At 35.8% G+C, this 21,923-nt stretch carries 19 protein-coding genes; 12 read left to right on the forward strand and 7 right to left on the reverse strand.

All coding sequences use genetic code 11. The features are described 5' to 3' along the window. Positions 1-10: 10 nt before the first annotated feature. Positions 11-772, reverse strand: a complete 762-nt coding sequence (locus tag U8526_RS11245) for a DUF5067 domain-containing protein (RefSeq protein ID WP_334342065.1) — start codon at positions 770-772, stop codon at positions 11-13. Between the two features lie 205 nt (positions 773-977). Between U8526_RS11245 and U8526_RS11250 the strand changes: the two genes are divergently transcribed. From U8526_RS11250 to U8526_RS11270, 5 genes are all read left to right on the forward strand, one after another. Continuing rightward, the gene (locus U8526_RS11250) at positions 978-1,190 is read left to right on the forward strand and encodes a hypothetical protein (RefSeq protein WP_334342066.1); all 213 of its coding nucleotides are present in this window, start codon (positions 978-980) and stop codon (positions 1,188-1,190) included. 122 nt (positions 1,191-1,312) lie between these two features. Then, entirely contained in the window at positions 1,313-2,191 is an 879-nt protein-coding gene (locus tag U8526_RS11255) for a cation diffusion facilitator family transporter (RefSeq protein WP_334342067.1), read from the forward strand. A gap of 64 nt (positions 2,192-2,255) precedes the next feature. Next, on the forward strand, positions 2,256-2,930 hold the full coding sequence (locus U8526_RS11260) for a 2,3-bisphosphoglycerate-dependent phosphoglycerate mutase (RefSeq protein ID WP_334342068.1): 675 nt from the start codon (positions 2,256-2,258) through the stop codon (positions 2,928-2,930). A gap of 579 nt (positions 2,931-3,509) precedes the next feature. Beyond that, positions 3,510-4,367, forward strand: coding sequence for a GRP family sugar transporter (locus U8526_RS11265; RefSeq protein ID WP_334342069.1), 858 nt, complete (start codon positions 3,510-3,512; stop codon positions 4,365-4,367). A 67-nt stretch (positions 4,368-4,434) separates the two neighbouring features. Further along, positions 4,435-5,229, forward strand: a complete 795-nt coding sequence (locus U8526_RS11270) for a Cof-type HAD-IIB family hydrolase (RefSeq protein WP_334342070.1) — start codon at positions 4,435-4,437, stop codon at positions 5,227-5,229. Between the two features lie 52 nt (positions 5,230-5,281). Here the strand turns inward: U8526_RS11270 and U8526_RS11275 are convergent, their stop codons facing one another. The 6 genes from U8526_RS11275 to U8526_RS11300 form a co-directional block, all read right to left on the reverse strand. Continuing rightward, the gene (locus tag U8526_RS11275; protein WP_334342071.1) at positions 5,282-5,578 is read right to left on the reverse strand and encodes a hypothetical protein; all 297 of its coding nucleotides are present in this window, start codon (positions 5,576-5,578) and stop codon (positions 5,282-5,284) included. 1,083 nt (positions 5,579-6,661) lie between these two features. After that, a complete protein-coding gene (locus U8526_RS11280) occupies positions 6,662-8,749 on the reverse strand; it encodes a KUP/HAK/KT family potassium transporter (protein WP_334342072.1) in 2,088 nt (695 codons plus the stop codon). A 123-nt stretch (positions 8,750-8,872) separates the two neighbouring features. Then, positions 8,873-11,296 carry a Xaa-Pro dipeptidyl-peptidase gene (locus tag U8526_RS11285; protein WP_334342073.1) on the reverse strand — a complete coding sequence of 808 codons (2,424 nt, stop codon included), beginning with the start codon at positions 11,294-11,296 and terminating at the stop codon, positions 8,873-8,875. Positions 11,297-11,987: 691 nt separating this feature from the next. Next, a complete protein-coding gene (locus U8526_RS11290) occupies positions 11,988-13,331 on the reverse strand; it encodes an aminopeptidase C (RefSeq protein ID WP_334342074.1) in 1,344 nt (447 codons plus the stop codon). A 16-nt stretch (positions 13,332-13,347) separates the two neighbouring features. Then, positions 13,348-14,037, reverse strand: coding sequence for a ribose-5-phosphate isomerase RpiA (gene rpiA / locus U8526_RS11295; protein ID WP_334342075.1), 690 nt, complete (start codon positions 14,035-14,037; stop codon positions 13,348-13,350). Continuing rightward, positions 14,037-14,339, reverse strand: a complete 303-nt coding sequence (locus tag U8526_RS11300) for a GNAT family N-acetyltransferase (protein WP_334342076.1) — start codon at positions 14,337-14,339, stop codon at positions 14,037-14,039. Before U8526_RS11300 ends, rpiA begins: the two co-directional genes overlap by 1 nt. A 130-nt stretch (positions 14,340-14,469) precedes the next feature. On the opposite strand from U8526_RS11300, the gene U8526_RS11305 reads away from it, so the two are divergent. From U8526_RS11305 to rlmB, 7 genes are all read left to right on the forward strand, one after another. Further along, positions 14,470-15,012, forward strand: a complete 543-nt coding sequence (locus tag U8526_RS11305; RefSeq protein WP_334342077.1) for a dUTP diphosphatase — start codon at positions 14,470-14,472, stop codon at positions 15,010-15,012. Positions 15,013-15,031: 19 nt separating this feature from the next. Continuing rightward, entirely contained in the window at positions 15,032-16,405 is a 1,374-nt protein-coding gene (gene radA, locus U8526_RS11310) for a DNA repair protein RadA (protein ID WP_334342078.1), read from the forward strand. A gap of 13 nt (positions 16,406-16,418) precedes the next feature. Beyond that, on the forward strand, positions 16,419-17,702 hold the full coding sequence (locus tag U8526_RS11315) for a PIN/TRAM domain-containing protein (RefSeq protein ID WP_334342079.1): 1,284 nt from the start codon (positions 16,419-16,421) through the stop codon (positions 17,700-17,702). Further along, positions 17,683-19,179: a glutamate--tRNA ligase gene (gltX, locus tag U8526_RS11320; protein WP_334342080.1), complete on the forward strand. Its 1,497-nt coding sequence runs from the start codon at positions 17,683-17,685 to the stop codon at positions 19,177-19,179. Before U8526_RS11315 ends, gltX begins: the two co-directional genes overlap by 20 nt. Before the next feature lie 93 nt (positions 19,180-19,272). Beyond that, positions 19,273-20,676, forward strand: coding sequence for a cysteine--tRNA ligase (gene cysS / locus U8526_RS11325; RefSeq protein WP_334342081.1), 1,404 nt, complete (start codon positions 19,273-19,275; stop codon positions 20,674-20,676). Then, complete coding sequence (locus tag U8526_RS11330) at positions 20,669-21,082, forward strand: Mini-ribonuclease 3 (protein ID WP_054642513.1); 414 nt, start codon at positions 20,669-20,671, stop codon at positions 21,080-21,082. The genes cysS and U8526_RS11330 overlap by 8 nt, the downstream gene beginning before the upstream one ends. After that, on the forward strand, positions 21,063-21,851 hold the full coding sequence (rlmB, locus tag U8526_RS11335) for a 23S rRNA (guanosine(2251)-2'-O)-methyltransferase RlmB (RefSeq protein ID WP_334342082.1): 789 nt from the start codon (positions 21,063-21,065) through the stop codon (positions 21,849-21,851). Before U8526_RS11330 ends, rlmB begins: the two co-directional genes overlap by 20 nt. Positions 21,852-21,923: the final 72 nt, after the last annotated feature.

The raw sequence follows: 21,923 nt of genomic DNA on the forward strand, positions 1-21,923 counted from the left end.
AGCTCTTTTTCTATTTCAATTTAAGTGGTTGTGTAGTATCTAGCCAACCATTAGTTTGAATGTTCTTAAAGTACATGGTGACGTCTGAGTCAGTGTTATTTACTTTAACCAATAAGGCTCCATCGAAGTTCTTACCAGACTGGACAAGCCCATTATTACTTGAATTAACTATCGTAGCGTAATCACCCTTAGCAGTTGTGGCTGTTAATTGTTGATTGTCCTGTTTCAACATAATGGCGGTATTTTGAACTCTCTGTGGAATTTCGTTGCTTTGAGTCTTGTTAGTATAGTTGTATTTAACGAGCAAAGCCGCGTCGCCGTTGCTATCTTTGATCAATTTAACGTCATTAGAAATTTTGAAGGTATACCAATCTGTGTCGTAAGTTAAATCATTATATGTCCCGGCATTTTTTATCTGATTAGTAGTTTTTTTCTGTTCGTTATTATTTTGCTTATTGTCATTTTCTTGCTGTTTTGCTGTGATTTCATTTGCAGCTTTTTGTTTTTTAGGCTTTTTAGTGGTTGTTTTCTTAGAAGTCTTTTTCTTGGTTTCTTTTTTAGGCTTAACCTTTTCTATTTTATGAGAAGGTTGTGTGGAGTGAGTCTTGTCATTGTTTGAACTAGACTTCCAGAAGATAAGTAGACCAATTATTAAAATAATAACTAAAATTAAAGAAATAATAAAAGGCTTTCTTTTGTAAAAGGGCGTGCGTTTACGACGAAGTGACTCCCGTGTCAGATTTCTATTTGAATTATTATTATGGCTGTTCATGATGATTCTCCCCGACGAATGGATAGATAATTATTAGTTATGACCATAATATCATAATTAGTAACTATGAATTAATTTACTAAAAAATGCTATTACTTTCTTAAAAAAGAAATTTTAAATTAAAGTGTTGAACCGACTATTGAAAAGTGGTATAAATATCTGGTCGATGTTAATGAGATGTTAATTTTTATAGAAGGGGGTCGCAATGATGATGCTATTCAGTAATCATGGCGATTATGAAGTTACTTGTAATTTCTTGAGTAAAGAGGGACAAGAAATTGCGGAAAAGCGTGTTTGTCATAATGTTTCTAAAAAAGAAGCACGTGACGGTATGAGAGACTATATTACAAATAGATTCTCTGATATTATCGATATCGCTCATCCCATTAAAGTTGTTGCTAAGTTAACAGCTAAGTAAAGGATACTAAAATAAATAATCAACGAAGCCAATTCTGAATTAGAGTTGGCTTCGTTTTGTATATAGCACTATTTTTTATATTTTGCATAAACATTGTTATGATAGGGGCGGGAGGCAACAATATGGAACATGGAAAAGTAACAGGCAGACGTTTCTTTTATGTCACCGCACTAAATATCATAATCACAATTACAGAATTCATTGGTGGATTCTTTTCAGGTAGTTTAGGACTTATTTCCGATGCATTTCATAATTTGGAAGATTCTTTATCCATTATTATTTCCTTTGTTGCCAATGTGATTGGTCGTAAGAAAAATGATACGCAGAAAACTTTTGGTTATAAGCGAGCCGAGATCTTAGCAGCCTTTGTCAATTCAATTGTTTTAGTAGTTATTACCATCATGATGGTTTTTGAATCGTTTAGACGACTTTCTCAACCACAAGAGATCAATGGCCGTTTGATGATGATCGTTTCAGTGATTGGTTTATTAGCTAATATGATTTCAATGTTAGTTTTGTTTTCTGGATCAAAGCATAATCTGAATATCAAGGCAACATTCTTACACATGCTATCAGATACACTTTCATCAGTAGGTGTTTTTATAGCGTCCATATTCGTTATTCTTTTCAATTGGAATTGGGTAGATCCAGTTATAACAATAGTTATTGCCATTTGGCTATTAAAAGAGGCCTACAGTGTTGTTTCGGAGACGGTTAATATTCTTATGGAAGCTAGTCCTAAAATTGATTTAGACGCCGTTCAAAAGGCTATTCTGACTGTTCCTGAAATCGTCAGGGTTCATCATATGCATTTGTGGATGATTGATGAAAATCATATTATGCTAGATGCTCATATTAATGTTAATAAGAATTGTAATATGAAAGACTTAGATAAACTTTATGATATCGTCGATAAAATGATGAAAGATCAATTCAATATTACCCATGTTACATTGCAAGCCGAATGTAATCGTGGGATAGATAATTCGTTGATAGATTAATAAGAATAACGTTTTGTGCTAAGATTAAAAGGTAATTCTATAATGAAAGTTGGAATGTCATAATATGGTAAAACTTGTTATGGTAAGACACGGTGAAAGCACGGCTAACGCTTTGAATCAATATACTGGTTGGAATAACGTGGGTTTGACACAAGAAGGAATCGTTCAGGCACATGTAGCTGCTAAAAAACTACAAGGATTTGAATTTGAACACGTTCATACATCAGTTTTAAAGCGAGCAATCCTTACCGCCTATATTATCCAAGATGACTTAAATCTTAACTATGTGCCAATCACAAAAAGTTGGCGCTTAAATGAACGTCACTATGGGGCTCTACGTGGTCAAAATAAAGATGCGACGAGAAAAGAATTTGGTGTTGAGCAAGTTCGTTTGTGGAGAAGAAGTTTCTATGCAATTCCACCAAAACTCGATCATGCTGATCCTAACATTGGACCGTATAAATATTACGAAGCACGTATAATGCCGTTAGCAGAGAGTCTTTATGATGCTTATTGCAGAATAGTTCCTTACTATGTTGATCAAGTTGCACCTAAATTGTTAGATGGCAAAGATCAATTGATCGTAGCTCATGGAAGTACCATACGAGCTTTGATTAAGTATATTGAGGGTATTAGTGATCAAGATATTGATGGTGTTGAGGTAGCAAATGGAACGCCATTGATTTATGAATTCGATGACAAGTTGAACATTGTAAGTTCTAATCGCAAAAAGAAATAATATTATTTAAAATTGCGGTGTTTGAATAGAGTTCGTAGTTTTATATGATTGTATAAGGACTACGAGTTTGGGTTCAAGGAAGAGTAGCATTCCTAATTTTTGTGGAGGACGGGAGTTTAAATATATTCCCAATGCAATCAAACTTAAATAAGAATCTCCTTATTATATATTTCACTTAATTAAAAATTCAAAATAGCATCTATTATTAAGGTTTCCATAGTCTATAGAATGGAGGATTCTTAATAAATAGATGCTATTATTTTTTCTAAAAATTTAAGAAAAAGGACGTTAAATATCACCATGGTATGTGATATTTTTAGCAAATATTGGTGGAAATGGGGTTAGAATTTTTTTTAAGAAAATGCTTTCTTTTTTTTGATTATGAGGTACACTATTTAAATGGTCTAGATATTTATTTGGTTTTATGCCAAGTAGACAAATTGGATAAAAAAGTAGTAATGCTCGAATCAAGTTTTAGGTTGTGTATCATTAGAAACCGAGAATGTTCCTTATATACAAAAAATTTATCACTTTAAAAAAGATTATTACTAATATTTTTGCGAATTAGAGGGAGTTTTTATGAATATTTTAATTGCGCTAATACCAGCGTTCGGTTGGGGCTTTATGCCAATCATCACCGGTAAAATTGGTGGTTCTCCTGCTAACCAGATGTTTGGAATTGGTGCCGGTGCAACAATCGTCGGGTTTGTTGCTTACTTGATAACACAGCCAACTGTTAATACCACTGCTTTTTGGTTCTCAGTTCTCTGTGGAGCTCTGTGGACTATTGGGCAGATAGGTCAATTCATTTCATTCAAGCGTATTGGAGTTTCAGGAACAGTACCATTGTCAACTGTTTTTCAATTAGTGGGTAATTCTATTATTGGGATGTTGATCTTTGGTGACTGGGCAGGAACGCAGTCCAAAATAATTGGAATTATTGCTTTGATGATCGTGGTTGGTGGAGCCTTGTTAACTTCAGTAAACGACAGTGCTGAAGGAAATAAATTGGAAATAAAAGATGCCATCTTCTTATTGTGTACAACCGTAGGTTTTTGGATCTATTCTTCATTTCCTAATATGCCAATCGTTAGAGATCAAAGTGGTACAGCTATTTTCTTACCAGAAATGCTAGGAATCTTAGTAGGTGCCATAATCTATGCATTATTTACAGATGTAAGATCCTTTAAACAAAAAGAACAGTATTTAAATATTTTTGCCGGAATTGCTTGGGGAATTGCCGCTTTTGCTTATATCTTCTCAGCTAAAGCAAATGGTAATACTTCAGCCTTTATCTGGACACAATTGAATGTTGTAATCAGTACCTTCGGTGGAATCTTTATTCTTCGTGAACAAAAGAGTAGTCGTGAGATGAAATTTACAGTTCTAGGAATTTTATTAATTGTTATCGGAAGTGTCGCAACATCATTTGCATAAGAGAATATTAAATAGGTACAATGACTCTATTGAGTTGTTGTGCCTATTATTTTTGGGGGAAAGTAAAATGATCAAACATATTTTTTCAGATATGGATGGAACGTTATTGGATAGTCAGGGCAACGTTAGCGATACAAACGCCAACGCTGTAAAAGATAGTGGGATACCATTCACTTTAGTTTCAGCACGAGCACCAATGGAAATGGAAGCTGCGATTACTAAATTAGGCTTAACGGAGCCTCAAATTGGATTTAATGGCGGCTTAATTTATCAGAAGACAGATAATGGTTTCAAAGTATTGAATGATAATCCACTTAATATGTCTAGTTTCTGGCAATTAATGAAAGTAATCCAAAATAACTTTTCAGCTGTCAGTTGTAGTTGTTATGGTTTAAATGAATGGTATGCTGAAAAAATAGATAGTGGTATCGAATACGAATCGAAGTTGACCGGTCAGAAAGCAACTGTAACTGACTTTGATAAGTTGTCGGATACCAAACTATATAAAATCATGATGATAACTTTTGATTTAGAATTGATGAATAAGTTAAATACGGCATTGTTACGTTTGCACATCCCGGATGTCAGTATCAAACGTTCTGGAGATAATTACTTAGAAATAACCAGTAATTTGGCACAGAAATCTAAGGGCATTAAATACATCCAGAAGCTAGAAAAGCTTGCTAAAGAGGATATGGTGGCCTTTGGCGATGGACATAATGATTTACCAATGTTGACGAATGTTGGCTGGCCTATTGTGATGGACAATGCTCCAGATGAAATTAAACAGTATGGTAAATATATAACTAAGAGTAATGACGACAATGGCGTTGCATATGGGATCAATCATTTGCTAAGTTAATCTTTGCATAACAAAAAATCACTGGGAAATGAATTCTCAGTGATTTTAAAAATTAGCTTTTACTGTGAGTCGCTTTAGTAACGTGATCGATTAAATAGTCGTTTTCACCGAAACCGGTGTTAATAAAAACATATTCTTTGGAATCGTAAGTAAAACTGATGCGATCGGCACCATAAATTCTTTCAACTTTAATATCAGTAACTTCTGATAGAGGAATAATAATATGAGAGAGTCTTCTCATTCCTCGTACAAGGGTCATTGAAAATACATTATGTTTGAATTCGTAATCGACGAAACCCATAAAAGGATGTTGAAGGTCATTGCCGATAATTTCAATGTAACTAAACATAATAATCATCCCTTTGTTAATTATTTTTAAACTTGTAATCATTACAAGACTTAGAATTTTTCATTTAGAATTATTCTTTTGGTCTTGATTACCTGCGATTATAAATAGAATTTGTAAGAGGATATCTTTATAAGTCTTGATTATTACGAGACGTATAAATCAAGACTTAAAAGTTGCTAATTTTCAAATGAAATCATGGACAAAATGAATATCTATATGGCGACTTTTTGATTGTAGTTTAAAAAAATCGATATATAATAGGCACCATAAAAATAAAGAAGAAGAATTATCTGAATATTCAGATAGCTCTTCTACCAAATGAAAAGATATGTTTCAGTTACTAATATCTTCGTCGAGGTGTAGTCCGGTAGGCAGGTTATTGATATATCCTAACAAAGGCAGATGATCGTAAATTGATCATCTGCCTTTGATTTTGCATTCAAAAAGATATACAGAATAGATATAAATATTGATGAATTTAAATTGTTTTTCGAAAATAAGGGTTATATAATGTGCACCATAAATAAAGAAGAAGGATTATCTGAATGTTCAGACAGTCCCTCTACCAAATGAAAAGATATGTTTTAGTAGTTAATATCTTCGTCGAGGTGTAGTCCGAAAGACAGGTTATTGATTTATCCTAACAAAGGCAGATGATTGAAAGTTGATCATCTGCCTTTGTTTTTGTCCGAAAACGATATACGCAATGGATATATATTTGAGTAGTTCTAAATTGTTTTCTAATAAAAGACTCTCTATAATACGAACCATAAAGTGATAAGCCACTATAAAGCGGTTAGTTACTTTATAGATTAGGCGTTTAATAAGAGATGTGTTTTGTGTGTCTGTACATCTCCGTGAGGTGCAGTCCAGCAACATAGATATTGTTTTACCCTAACTGAAAATAGACTTCAAAGACCAGTTTGATCTCTGAGGCCTATTTTTTTTAGTCGTTCTTAGTGGCGGAGCCACTTAGAACGACTTATGCATGTGATCGAAGAACACATGCGAAACAAGTGGCAGAGCCACTAAGAACGACTAAAAAAGGGTTCGATACTTGATTGTATCGAACCCTTTTGCTATCTATTCATCCTCGTCATCGTCATCAATTTCTTCGTCAATCTTGATATCTTTCAAGGCTGAACGATCTTTTCTAACTAGACGTAGACGATTGAGTGAAACTTTTCCGAGTACCAATGGAACACGTTCTTCAATAACATCACTGTATGAGAGACCGAACCAGTTGGCTGGTGAAATGAATTTTTGTAAGAGGAGACGTAAGTGAATAATACTCTTCTTAACATTACTGATCTTAGTATCAGGTGAAAGGACCTCTTTGATAATAACAAATGAGAAGTCACCAACATCTCGATCAGGGATGGTTGTGTATTTTTGAGGTTGTGCTTTAATTTCGCCATTTGACATCATATCGTTAACAACCTGACGAAGATAAACATTAACCTTTTGATCAACTCTAAATCCTAGATATAGTTGAACGCTGACCATGTAGTCAGTATCAAATGTTTCAACGCTGTAGGCGGCTGTATAAGGCTCATCAGTAACGTTAACAGTAACGAACCAATAAACCTGAGCACGTTTAGGACGCTTATCTAAAATAGAATATAGAATATTTTTCTTAATACGATACCCATCATGTACTTTAGTTAAATAAACTAAGTTAGTTGTGTAAAGTGGATAACTTGGATCTTTTCTTAAATCATTTAATTGGTGCTTGAAGGCTAGTAGAGAAGCAAAGTGACTACGATAAGTGTTGTCATCCTTGAGACGCTCACCATATCTCCAAATGAACATTACAGCAATCAAGATAGCGGCAATGAACATAGTGATATAAGCACCATGGATAAATTTACTACTATTAGTTACGAAGAAGATACTTTCAATAACAAAGAAGAGACTGATAATAACGGTTGTGAATAACCTGTTGACCCGTTTCATCAGGAGCCATTGATGTAGCAAAATCGTCGTCATTAACATGGTAATAGTGATTTCTAGACCATAGGCATTAGACATATTTTCTGAAGTCTTGAAATAGAAGACAATGAACAAACAAACGACCCAAATAATTGAGTTAACAGTTGGAATATATAACTGTCCTTTGAAATTAGTTGGATAATAAGTTTTTAGTCTTGGGAACATTCTTAGCTTTGTAGCTTCGGAAATTAGAGTATATGAACCAGAAATCAAAGCTTGGGAAGCAATGATAGCAGCCATAGCAGATAGGAAAATTCCGAAAAGTCTAAAGTTATCAGGAATGGATTGGTAGAACGGATTCATGGCTGAACCCATTTGTTGTAGAGTGTGATTGTCTCTAACATTAATGATCCAAGCAGCTTGACCTAAGTAACTCAGCAATAGGCAAATTTTAACAAAAGGCCAACTTGTATAAATGTTAGGACGACCAACATGTCCCATATCTGAATATAGTGCTTCAGCACCAGTTGTAGCCAAGAAGATACTACCTAAAATGAAAATACCACGGATATTAACAGGACTCCGTAATAATTCGATTGCGTAGTAAGGGTTCAAGGCTCTAATGATAGTCCAGTCTGAAGAAATATTCAGAATACCGATCAAACCTAAGAATGAGAACCAAACCAACATTATCGGACCAAAAGCCCGACCAATCATCTGTGTACCAAATCTTTGGATAAAGAAGAGGGTGGACAAAATAATCAGCGTTACGATAATTACTTGGTTTTGAGTACTGATAAGCACAGCATTGTTGATCTTAATACCCTTAAGACCTTCAATAGCAGCCGTAACGGTAACAGCTGGTGTCATCATACCATCAGCTAAGAAGGTTGCCCCACCAATCATAGCTGGAATGATCAACCATTTAGCTCGTTTTCTGACCAACGTGTAAAGAGCGAAGATACCACCTTCACCGTTGTTATCAGCACGTAAAGCAATCAAAACATATTTAATTGTTGTTACCAAAGTTAGTGTCCAAAAAATTAAGGAAACACTTCCTAAGATAAAATTGGTGGACATTTTTGCAAGTCCACCATTCCCAACCATTAAAGAGTGCATAACATATAGAGGAGAAGTACCAATGTCCCCATAAACGATTCCTAAAGCAATTAAGAATCCAGCAATGCTCATCTTTGAATGGGGGTTATTTTTCAATGAATTCAGTTGTGTCTTTTCCATATAAATAATCTCCAAAAATAAACAGTTCAACGGCAATTGTAACATTAAGTATTAGGGTATGAAACCACTTATTTTGGTCTAGTTATATTCCCCATGTTTTCCAATAAACTAATACTTTTGGTATTAATCCTCATGAAGTGGAATAACTAATGAGGATTGATCTAATTGAACTGTATACTTAATATTTTGGTTCCCACGAACCGTCATTCCAAAGTCGGTCGCATAAATAATCAAACCTAATTGGTGACCGGCTTGCAACTTGTAGAAAGTTGGTTGTAGTTCAACGTTTATATTGTAGAAGATATCCGGATTTAATTCATTAACTTTATAGTTATTTTCACGATTTTGTAAATTGATATGGCCCTTTGTGATCATCTTAGCGGAGGATTCTTTATCGAGCGTAAACTCACGTAAATCATCTTCACGCCAGTCGTAAGTCCCAGCTAGGCTATTCTTGGATAGCAGAGTAGGTGAAACATGAAGACGTTTTGTCTTGCCATAATCAATTATTTGGAAACTCAACATACCAATATCTTCACTGGAAGAGACTTTTAGATTGACGTTTATCTTGCCATCTAGTAATAAGTCCTTATCTAAAGGAGCCGTTTTAAAAGTTAACTGATGGTTAGCTAATTTGGCATCATTATTAATGAGATTTTGTTCCCATGTAACGTTGTTATCGCGGTAAGCTTCAAAATCCTTTTGAGGAAGTTGATCCACGAAAGTCGATGAATCAGAAACCACACTATCGGTAGTTAATTTATCACTTGATAAGTTGTACTTAATGGCCTTATTTTCAGCGTTTGACCAATCAGAGTAAGCTGTCCACGTTTCAGGTTTGACATTATCTTGCACAATGACATTAGGGATGATTCCTTTGGCTTGGTTGTCGACACCAAGTAGCTCATTAGTAAGCCATAGATTGATAATGTCGCTGTAATCAATTGAGCGGAAAGCATTGATATAGATATGTTGACCTTGATGAAGAATTATCTTTTGCGTAACGCCGTTATGCTTGATACCATTCCATAAACGTTCGACATTTCTAGGCTTTACATTCCAGTCGTTTAATCCATGAACCATAAAGACATCAGCGGTGATGTTTTTGAAATTCTTATGATAGTTTCTAGCATCCCAGAAAGTATTGTAATCGCCGGTATCACGATCTTGTCCTTTTTCAATGTCTTGAATCTGTTGATTCCATTTATCTTTAACTTCATTAAAGTCGCCAGGTTGTAAACGACGGCTAAAGGTTTCTTCAGCTAAGACATCAGCATCTTCACCAGGGAAGCCACCAGGAGCAATAACTAAACCACCATCACGATAGTAGTCATACCAGCTGGAAATAGCAGCTTCACTGATAACTGTCTTCAACCCTTTGACACCAGTTGTGGCAGCGGCAGTAGCTAAAGTTCCTAAATAAGAGCGTCCGGTCATGGCGACTTTTTTGTTAGACCACCAAGCCTTGATTTCAATATTATCGGTTCTATTAGTAAAGGCAGGTAAGTCACCAGTTAACCACTTAATAATAGAAATAGTAGAAATTGTTTCGTCAGGGTCACCAGTGGTTCTTAAGCCATCAGAATCCTTAGTTCCAATACCAGCCATGTAGATGACGGCAAATCCCCGGGCTAAGAAGTAGTCATTTAAAGTATATGAACTCTCTCTAGAAAAAGTTTCCTCAGCCTTTTTAGTTTCACCATTAATATTACGAGCCATTGGCAGGTCTGTGTTTGATTCGTGATATTCGACGTCTTCGTAACTTAAGTTATTTGGAGTTTTATGTTTTAAAGGTACATTAACGTTATGAGTTAACTTTTCACCAGTCTCATCGTTGGTACCTTGATTGTAGGGGCTGGCAGTGTAAAGAACAGGGACCTTCAATCCATTTTCAGTTTCGTAAGGACGTAAAATTTCAGCTTTTAATAAATCACGTTTGCCATCATGGTCGCTGTCTTGAGGTGATTCAACGTAAACAACTTCACGGATCAACTTATGTGGATCAAATACAGGAAGCGTTTTTCCGTTAAAGAGCATAGGATTTGATACTTTACCATAAAATTGTGTAAAATACCCTTTTGCTGCTAAGGAATCCAAGTAAGTTTGACCATCTTTATTGTGTGTGGCTAATAGCCAGTACCAAGCAGATTTCAATTCATCAATCGTAAAGTTATCACCTTGATGATCAGCGATTGGCAATTGAATTTTTTCCATTGCTGACAATGGATCTTCAAAAGAGAAATCAACGTCAGGATTGAATTTTAATAATTGTAATGCCACGTTATAAAACGTTGAGACGGAGACGTTAATGGCAGAATCTAGATACTCACTCAAATTTTGATCTGGAGTTGCCATATAAGTGCGTAACTTTTCTTCAAAATTGGAAGAAGTCTTGGCTTCTATAAAAGCCTTACTTAAAAAGCTTTTCCATAATTTGATAGGTTCATTTTCGTTACCATTATCTTTATCTAAAAAATTAATTTCCTTTAGTTCTGTAATTTGGTCGCCGAATTGAGTTGGGCGAATCGCAAATTGATTATTTTTCATACTGACACCCCTTCACAAATATTAACTTCGTTATAGAGCACTCTATATTAAACTTACAAATAATTCAATAGCATAGATGGCTTAAGATAGGCAATTTTAACGCTTTATTTCTTAGGATGTCGTCCTCCGCAAAAATTGGGAATGCTGTTGGAACGCTATGGGCACGATTCGGAGCTAATTATTTTACACTTCGTGCAAAATAATGGATCTTCGAAGTCGGCCTCATTGTAATCGGCAAAGCCGATAACAATGATTTCATAGCTGAACGCATTCCCAATTTTTGCTCCGGACTGAATAGTGGTTTGATTGTTTTATTGGCGTAGAATTTTGTTATTTAGTATTTGTTATATATTAGGGAATATCGTCATCACCTACTTAATTATTTGTTTCTCCAAATAATTAGGAATACAAAAATAGCGCCTAATTTAAAGTCCCACGGAATTACATGGAATTTCAATTAGACGCTATTAATTCAAAAGAATTAGAAAAGTAATATTAATATAGAAATATTATTTAACCTGGAGCAACAAGGCCGATTGGTCTCAGCCGTGAAATTATACTTAGCGATTTATCGCTTAGTATAAGACCTGTATTTGAGACAATTACGAACTTTAATTGGCTCAAATCAGTGTCCACCGCGTTCCAGACCAATCAGCCTTGTTGTGGAAGGTGACATATTTAGCATATTTAATTAAGCCAAAGCACCCATTGGATCCCAAGGAGCTAGAACTTTTGGTTCTTTTGATTCTGTTTCGAAAGTATTCTTAAGGTCATCGCTCAAGAACTTCTTGTTGATAACTAATTGGTAAACGAATTCGTCGAACCATGAGTCGCTCATAACAAAGTAACCTTTGTTACCAACTTTTTCACCCCATGAGTTTTCAACTTTCCACTTGAGTGGGTTGCCATTTTCATCCAAATCAACACCTGTAAGTACCATGGCATGTGTCATCATACTTTCAATGTAATCAAGACGTTCTGCTTTTGTCATCTTAAGGTCAGTATCTAGTAAACCTTCAAGGTCGTAGATGTTTGTGTCCATAATACCGATCTTACGATCAGAACTTTGACCAACATCACTACCAAACCAAACAGTTTCACCTGATTGTAGTTGTTTAACGGCTAATTTCTTGAAGTCATTGATTTCGAGGTTCAAGTGACGTACTTGACGACCACCAACAACGTTACCAAGCATTTCAACTGTGTAAACATGATTGTAAGGCTTGTCAGCTGTTGGGGCATTGATAGTTGAGATGTAGCTGTCTAGATCCCAGCCAACATATTTCTTGAAGAATTCTTGAGGTGTAATACCAGTTTCCTTGTGGTAATTCTTATCGTCATCACGGTAAGCCCAGTCAAACTTAGTAGGTGGAACACCAACAGTGTAAACTAAAATCTTGTAAATTTCGCTTAGAAGTTCATTCTTCTTACGTTCGATATCTTCGTCAGATTTGTTGCTGTTAACAAAGTCACGAAGAATGATAGCATCTTTACGTAATTTCTTATTAAGAACGTTGTTTAATTCAGAGGAATTTGTACGACTGAATGTATCGGGCATAACACTCTTTGGAACGACACCATATTTTTGAACAAGTGCCATGACCATATCCCATTGACCACCATCTTGTTGAGGTGTAGTCATAAGGAAGTCGACTTTACGGTCGCCAGTTGGAAGGGCAGCTGTGTTGATAACATTTTCAAAGAAGTAATTTGATTTTTCTAGTTTGTCCCAGAAAAGCATGTATCCTTGTGATAATTCAAAGCCCTTGATCTTGAAATTGTTTTGAAGTGGGTGTCTCATTGTATTCAATGCGGCAAATACCCAGCAAAGTCCTGATTGTTTTTGATCAGCAACTGAACCTGTATCCAATTCAACTGAGAAAGTAGGGTCCATTGCTACTTTAGAGGCAATAGTTTCACTTGATTTGAATAAACCATTGTTAGCAACAGCGTTTTTGATAGCTGAAGAACCTGGTGTATTGTCAAATGCAGTTTGAAATTTATCTAAGTCTGATGATGTGATTTCGTTTGTCATACAAAAATTCTCCTTTTTATCTGATATTATCGATTACTTTTGGTCCATCTTCGTAACCGACGATAATAGTATTAACTATATCAAGAAATAGTCCATGTGCAACTATTCCCACTTGGTGATCCAACCAATCTGCTAATAAATGAGGATGTTTGATCTCACCAATTTTTAGATCAATGATGTAATTTTTATTGTGTGTTAGGAAACGACTGCCATCTTCGTTAAGACGGTATTGAGGGTTCAAACCTTCTTTTTCAAGGTCAGCAAAGGTCTTCTCACAACCAAAAGGAATTACTTCGGTTGGTAGTGGGAAACTGCCTAAAGTATCAGCCATCTTAGATTGATCGACGATCCAGATGTTACGAGCAGAGTTGGTAGCAACCATCTTTTCAAGTAGGTGAGCACCACCGCCGCCTTTAATACCTTGACCGTTTTTATCGATTTGATCAGCACCATCGATAGTAAGGTCAATGTGATCAACGGCGTTTAAGTCTTTGGTTGGGATGCCTAGTTCTTTAGCTTGTTTTTCAGAACGAGAAGAAGTAGTTACCGCAACAATATTTTTAATTTCACCAGCTTGATATCTACGTCCAAGTTCTTCAATCATGTAATAAACAGTGGAACCAGTACCAAGTCCAACTACCATATTGCTTTTGAAGTAATCTACTGACTTAACACCGACTGCTTTCTTTAATTCATCTTGATTCACTATTTTTCCCCCTTTAAGAGCTTTTGGTAATTATCAGTTAATATAAATCTGAGTTCTGGTCTCTTCTCAAAAGCAGCTTTAGCATATTCACAAACAGGAACGATTTTTAATCCCTTAAGATCTGAATAATCAACTGTGGCATTGAGGAGTTTAGCAGCAAGTCCTTGTCCACGATAATTTTCGTCAACATAAGTGTGATCAAGTGAAATAACGTTATCCTCAACTTTGGAATAAGTTAATTCACCAACTGTTTTACCGTTGTCTTCAAGATAAAAGCGTCCATCTTCATGATTCAATTCCATAAAATTACCTCCTGCTGAATTATTTATTTTAATATTACTCTATTATAAGAAGAAAGTCAGTGGAATGAATAGTTTTATATGGGTTAAAATGCTATTATTTTAGTTATCTAATGCTTAAGGAGTTTTCGATTTGACTAAAAAACGTGGATTTGAAATTGTGAAAAAATACGAAGGTAAAGGAATTAATTTACCAGTTCGTCAAACTAAAAATGCTGCTGGATATGATATTGAAAGTGCCGAAGATTTCGTGGTTCCTTCAATTTGGAAATTTGGTGTTTTGAATGTATTAAAGTTCATTTTAAATAAAGGCAAGATGGATGATGACAAGTTGGCTGAAATTCAAAAGTCAATCAAACCAGTACTAGTACCAACTGGAATTAAGGCTTATATGCAAGAAGATGAAGTCCTAATCATCGCTAGTCGTTCCAGTAATCCACTAAAACGTGGCCTATCTATTCCTAATGGTATTGGAGTAGTGGATGCTGATTATTACAATAATGAGAGCAACGAGGGTGAATTGTTTGTTCAATTAATTAACTTTTTCCCCGTTGATTACAAAGTTAAAAAGGGCGAACGTTTAGCTCAAGGTATCTTCATTAACTATCTAACAACAGATGATGATGAGGGTGGATTAAAGAAACGCAATGGAGGATTTGGTTCTTCAGGAATATAATAAGAAAGGAACTATTTTATTGGCAAAAGCTAAAACAAAATTCGTATGTCAAAATTGTGGCTACGTCTCACCTAGATATTTAGGACGTTGTCCTAACTGTGGTGCTTGGAATCAGATGGTTGAAGAAGTTGATCAACCTGAATCTGTTAAAGCTAAAGCAACTCCTAGTCGTCGAGTTAGTGACTTAGAGTCAAAGCCAGTTAGTATTGATAATGTTTCATTTGAAAAAGAACCACGTATCAAGACAGAACTGTCGGAATTGAATCGAGTTCTCGGGGGCGGAATCGTTCCCGGATCTTTGATCTTAATCGGTGGTGACCCTGGTATTGGTAAATCGACTTTGTTAACGCAAGTTTCGGGACAATTGGCGAATACTGGTGGTAAAGTATTATATGTTTCCGGTGAAGAAAGTGCTTCACAGATCAAGATGCGAGCTGATCGTTTAGGAATTTCTGGTAAGAATCTCTATTTGTACCCTCAGACAGATATGAGCTATATCCGCCAGACTATCAACGAGATGCATCCAGATTATTTAATCATTGATTCTGTGCAAACCATGGATGAACCAGAAATAACTTCTGCCGTCGGTAGTATTTCTCAAATCAGGGAAGTTACGGCTGAATTGATGAATATTGCTAAGCAGGATAACATTACTGTTTTCGTCGTCGGACATGTAACGAAAGGTGGCGCCATTGCTGGTCCTAAAATATTGGAACACATGGTGGATACTGTTCTATACTTTGAAGGGGACACGCATCACAGTTATCGAATCTTACGTTCGGTTAAGAACCGTTTTGGTTCAACGAATGAAATTGGTATTTTTGAAATGCGGACTAAGGGTCTGGTGGAAGTATCCAATCCATCTGAGATTTTCTTAGAGGAACGTTTAGCGGATGCTAATGGTTCTGCAGTAGTAGTTTCAATGGAAGGAACTCGACCTATTTTGGTTGAGATTCAATCTTTGATCACTCCTACAATTTTTGGTAATGCTAAAAGAACCGCGACAGGACTGGATCATAATCGAGTATCTGTGATTATGGCTGTTCTGGAAAAGCGTGGTAATTTGATGCTCCAAAATCAGGATGCTTATTTGAAATCAACTGGTGGCGTTAAATTAGACGAGCCGGCGATTGATCTTGCTTTGGCAATGTCAATTGCATCTAGCTATAAGAATATGGGTATCCCAGGAACTGATTGTTTTGTAGGTGAAGTTGGTTTGACTGGTGAAATTCGTCGAGTTAATCGAATCGACCAACGAGTAAATGAGGCAGAAAAATTAGGTTTCAAACGTATTTTTATTCCCAAGAACAATATGGGAGATTGGTCTAAAGATAATAAGATTCAAATTGTTGGTGTCAGTACCGTATCTGATGCAATGAACAAAATATTTTAAATAGGAGGCATATATGCGAAAGATCGTAGTAAATATAATTTTTGCATTACTTGGTATCGCCGTCGGAATTACCGTTTTACCGAGTTTGTGGGAAGTTTCAGGTTTAGCAGGAATTGCTTTTGTTAATAACGGTTATTTTGATGGACTTATTGGATGTATTGTATTTTATTTCTTGTCGTTCTTGTTTGTTAAACCAATTTTGGAATTAAATCAAAGAATCGAGAAATATTTGAACTCTCGTTCACCAGGTTGGATCATTTATGGTGCAGGATTCTTGATCGGTGGTTTGGTATTAGCTAATATCATTTCCATTCCTTTCTATATGATGAGTAACATGTTTTCAAATGTTATTCCCGTCATCTTAATGATCGTCTTCGGCTGGATCGGATTCCGTATGGGTACAAGCCGTCGTAATGATTGGAGCAATTTCTCAATCACTAAACGTAGTAACAAAACAGCTTCAAATCCAGCTCCAACGGCTGAAAAAAGTGATGCTTTAGCTTCAGAAGGTGAAGTCACACGTCGTTCAGTCAAGAAGGATTATTATCCATATAAAATTTTGGATACTTCAGTTGTTATCGATGGTCGAATTCATCAATTAGCTCATACCGGATTTTTGGAAGGTAAGTTGATGATTCCTGACTTTGTTGTTCATGAATTGCAATTGATTTCCGATTCCAGTGATAATCAAAAACGTGAACGTGGTCGTCGTGGACTTGATATCTTGAATGAAATGAAAATGGATAAAGGTATCAACTACACAACTACAACGCGTGATTATGATAATATTCCAGAAGTGGATATGAAATTACTTAAATTAGCTAAAGAAATCGGTGGTGCTGTCATCACAAATGATTATAATTTAAGTAAGGTAAGTGAATTTCAGAATGTTCAAGTACTTAACATTAACGAATTAGCCAAAGTTTTGAAACCTATGGTTTTGCCAGGAGAAACGATGACTGTTAAAGTTATAAAAGAGGGTACTGAAAGAGAGCAAGGTGTCGCATACCTAGAAGACGGGACAATGGTCGTTGTTGAAGAAGGTAAATACTTCATTGACAAGGATGTTGATGTCGTCGTAACTAGTGCATTGCAAACTGATGCTGGTAAAATGATATTTGCAAAACCTAAGCATTCAATGCATGGTATCCAAGAAAAGAGCGATTCTAAAGAGAATTCTAATAACCGTAATAACGGCAACAAGCGTAACAACCGTAATAATGGTAATAGGAATTCTAATAGGAATAACTCAAGAAGTAAAAGGGGAGAACAGAGAAATGGCAAAAAAGTCAGATAATAAAATTCGTGTAAGATATGCACCAAGTCCAACAGGTCACTTACACATTGGGAACGCTAGAACAGCTATCTTTAACTACCTATTCGCACGTAGTCACAAAGGTACTTTTGTAATCCGTATCGAGGATACAGATACAAAGCGTAACGTTGAAGGTGGTACAAAGAGTCAACTAGAAAACCTTAAATGGCTTGGCGTTGATTGGGATGAAGGTCCAGATGTTGGTGGAGACTATGGTCCTTATCGTCAATCAGAAAGAAAAGAAATTTATCAAAAATATATTGATGAATTACTAGAAAAAGGCTTGGCTTACAAATCATATCTGACTGAAGAACAACTACAACAGATGCGTGAAGATCAAGAAGCTCACGGACAAATGCCACATTACGAATACGAATTTGAAGGTATGAGTGATGAAGAAAAAGCTGCTAAGATCAAAGAAGCAGAAGATGCTGGTTTACAACCAGTTGTTCGTTTCCATGTACCAGTTGGTAAGAACTACGAATGGGACGATATCGTAAAGGGTAAAGTTTCAATCGGTTCAGATACTATCGGTGGCGATTGGGTTATTCAAAAACGTGATGGTATGCCTACATACAACTTCGCTGTTGTTGTCGATGACCATTTGATGGAAATCAGTCATGTTCTTCGTGGTGATGACCACGTTGCCAACACACCAAAACAATTGATGATCTATGAAGCTTTAGGCTGGGAAGCACCTAAGTTCGGTCATATGACATTGATCATCAATACAGAAACTGGTAAGAAATTAAGTAAGCGTGATGAATCAATTCTCCAATTCATCGAACAATATCGTGAATTAGGTTACTTACCAGAAGCTATGTTTAACTTCATCGCTCTATTAGGCTGGTCACCAGTTGGTGAAGATGAGTTGTTCACACGTAAACAATTTATCAAGATCTTTGACGAGCATCGTCTAAGCAAGTCACCAGCTAAGTTTGATCAAAAGAAACTTGAATGGGTCAACAACCAATACGTTAAGCATGCTGATGTTAGTGAAATCACTGACTTAGTATTAGCCAACTTGATTGAAGCTAAACGAGTTTCAGAAGATCCAACAACAGATGAAATCCAATGGGTAAGACATTTAACAGAACTTTACATGCCACAAATGAGTTATACACAACAAATCATTGATTTGGCAGATGTCTTCTTCAATCAACCAGAACATCTAACAGATGACGAACAAAAAGAACTAGAAGATGACGATGCTAAGACAGCTATTGAAGACTTGAAAGGTAAGCTAGAAAAATTACCTCGTTTCACAGCTGCTCAAATTATGGCTGCTATTCAATCAGTTAGAGCTGATACTGGCGTTAAGGGTAGAAAACTTTACATGCCAGCAAGAATTGCAACTACAAGAACAATGCATGGTCCAGCAATTGCCGAAACAATCGAATTATTTGGTAAGAAACAAGCTTTAGCAAATATCGATAAGACATTAGCTGAAATGAAATAAGCAAGAGTTTTAAGATACAAAATAAATAAAACAAAAAGAGGTTGAAGGAAAACTTAGTTTTGCCTCAACCCCTTTTTTATATAGGTGAAGATTATGTTAAAAATATTCAACACATTAACACGCCAAAAAGAAGAATTTAAACCATTAACACCTAATGAAGTAAAAATGTATGTCTGTGGACCAACTGTGTATAACTATATTCATATCGGAAATGCTCGTTCTATTGTGGCTTTTGATACAGTGCGTCGTTATTTAGAATTCTTAGGATACAAAGTAAAATTTGTTTCTAACTTTACTGATGTTGACGATAAGATGATCAAAGAAGCTAACCGTGAAGGAATCACTGTCCCTCAAGTTGCGGATCGTTTTATCAAAGCTTTCTATGAAGATATCGCAGCTATCAATGTTCAAAAGGCTACTATTAATCCACGAGCTACAGATAATATTCAAGAGATCATTGATTTTATCAAAGCTTTAGTTGATAAAGGATACGCTTATGAATCTGATGGGGATGTTTTCTACCGTGCAAGAAAGTTCCAACACTATGGTGAGTTGTCCGATCAAAATATCGACCAACTAGTCGAAGGTGCCAGTGAACATATCGGTGAAGCTGAATTCGACAAGAAACAAGATCCAATCGACTTTGTTTTGTGGAAGAAAGCTAACCCCAACGAGATCAAATGGGATTCTCCTTGGGGTGAAGGACGCCCTGGTTGGCATATTGAATGTTCAGTCATGTCAACTAAGTACTTAGGCGATACTTTTGATATTCATGGTGGTGGTCAAGATTTGGAATTCCCTCATCACGAAAATGAAATTGCTCAAAGTGAAGCTAAGACTGGTCAAAAATTTGTTAACTACTGGATGCATAACGGATTTGTCACAGTTGAAAATAACGAGAAGATGAGTAAGTCACTTGGTAACTTTGTAACAGTTCATGATCTGGTTCAAAAGACTAATCCACAAGTATTGCGCTTCTTCTTATCATCAACACATTATCGTCGTCCACTTGAATATTCACAAAAGAACTTGCAAAAAGCAGCTGATAATCTTGAGAAGATCAAGACAGCTTATAATAATTTGAAGTTTAGACTTGATGGTGCAACTGATGAGACTGATGATATTCAAGCACAAGTTGAACAAATTGTAGCCGACTTTAAAGCCGCAATGAACGACGATTTCAATGTTCAAAATGGTTTGACAGAAATTTTTAACTTAGTTAGTCTAGCTAATAACTATTCGACTCAAGATAAAGTAGCCAAGACTAGTGTTGAATTGATCCTTAAGACTTTGGCTGAATTGACAAGTATCTTAGGAATTAAATTAGACGAACAAAAAGATCTTTCTAAAGAAATTCAAGAAATGGTCGATCAACGTGACCAAGCTCGTGCAGATAAAGATTTTGCAACAAGCGATAAATTACGTGATCAATTAAAAGAAATGGGTGTAATCCTCGAAGATACACCACAAGGAACACGGTGGCATATTAATGACTGATGTTAAACAATTTAACGGAGTAACTTTGGCATATTTAGGAGATGCTGTCTACGAAGTCTTCATTCGTGAACATCTCTTAGGCAAAAATATTACCAAGGTCAACGAATTACAAAAACAAGCCAAACACTACGTTTCCGCGAAAGCCCAAGCATCATTGATTACTTTAATGATGGATAAAGGAATTCTTTCTGATGAAGAGATCAGAATTTATAAGAACGGACGTAATGCTAAGAAATATACTAAAGCTAAGAATACAAGTGTCGTCACTTATCATATGTCTACTGGTTTTGAAGCACTTTTTGGTTATTTAGATATTACCGGCAACAAAGACCGGGTTGTAGAATTAGCACAATGGTGCATAAATGAAGTAGAAGTGGGTGAAGCAGATGACAGAAAATTCGAATAAACGTAATAACAGTAGTAACAATTTAGACGAAAACGAATTAGTTTACGGTGTACATTCAGTAATTGAATTATTGAAGTCCGCCACAGCTGATCAACGTGTTAACAAAGTTTTAGTTCAAAAAGGACTTTCTAGTGAACATATTGCTGAAGCTATCAAGTTAGCTAAACGTGATCGTTTGATTGTTCAAGAAGTACCTAAGAATAAGTTAGATGATATTAGTAACGGCGGTAACCATCAAGGGATGGCTGCTTACGTTGCCCCTTATCAATACGCTGAAATGGAAGATATCTTCAAGAGTGCCGAGAAGAAAGGTACTGATCCATTTATTTTGATTCTGGATAAAATTGAAGATCCTCATAATTTAGGCTCAATCATGCGTACAGCTGATGCCGTAGGTGTAGACGGAATTATTGTTCCTAAGCATCGTTCAACAGGATTAACTTCAACCGTTGCTAAGACATCAACAGGTGCCATTGAACACGTGCCAGTTGTTCGTGTAACTAATTTAGTTAATACCATCAAAGACTTAAAGAAACGTAACGTGTGGGTCTTTGGTACAGCTATGGAAGGTGACAACTATCGTAACTGGAATGCCAAAGGAGCAGTTGCTCTAATTATTGGTAATGAAGGTAAAGGTATTTCACCATTAGTATTGAAACAAGCTGATCAAACTTTGAATATTCCGATGGTCGGACATGTCCAAAGTTTGAACGCTTCAGTTGCAACAGGTATTCTGTTGTATCAAGCTTTTGCTTCACGTAATGCTTAATAAAAAATTCTAAGTAGAGAAAAATTCTACTTAGAATTTTTTTGTATTAAGGATTTTTAGAGTGATTTATGA

The organism is Companilactobacillus sp. HBUAS56275 (assembly GCF_036913655.1).
Lineage (GTDB): Bacteria > Bacillota > Bacilli > Lactobacillales > Lactobacillaceae > Companilactobacillus > Companilactobacillus pullicola.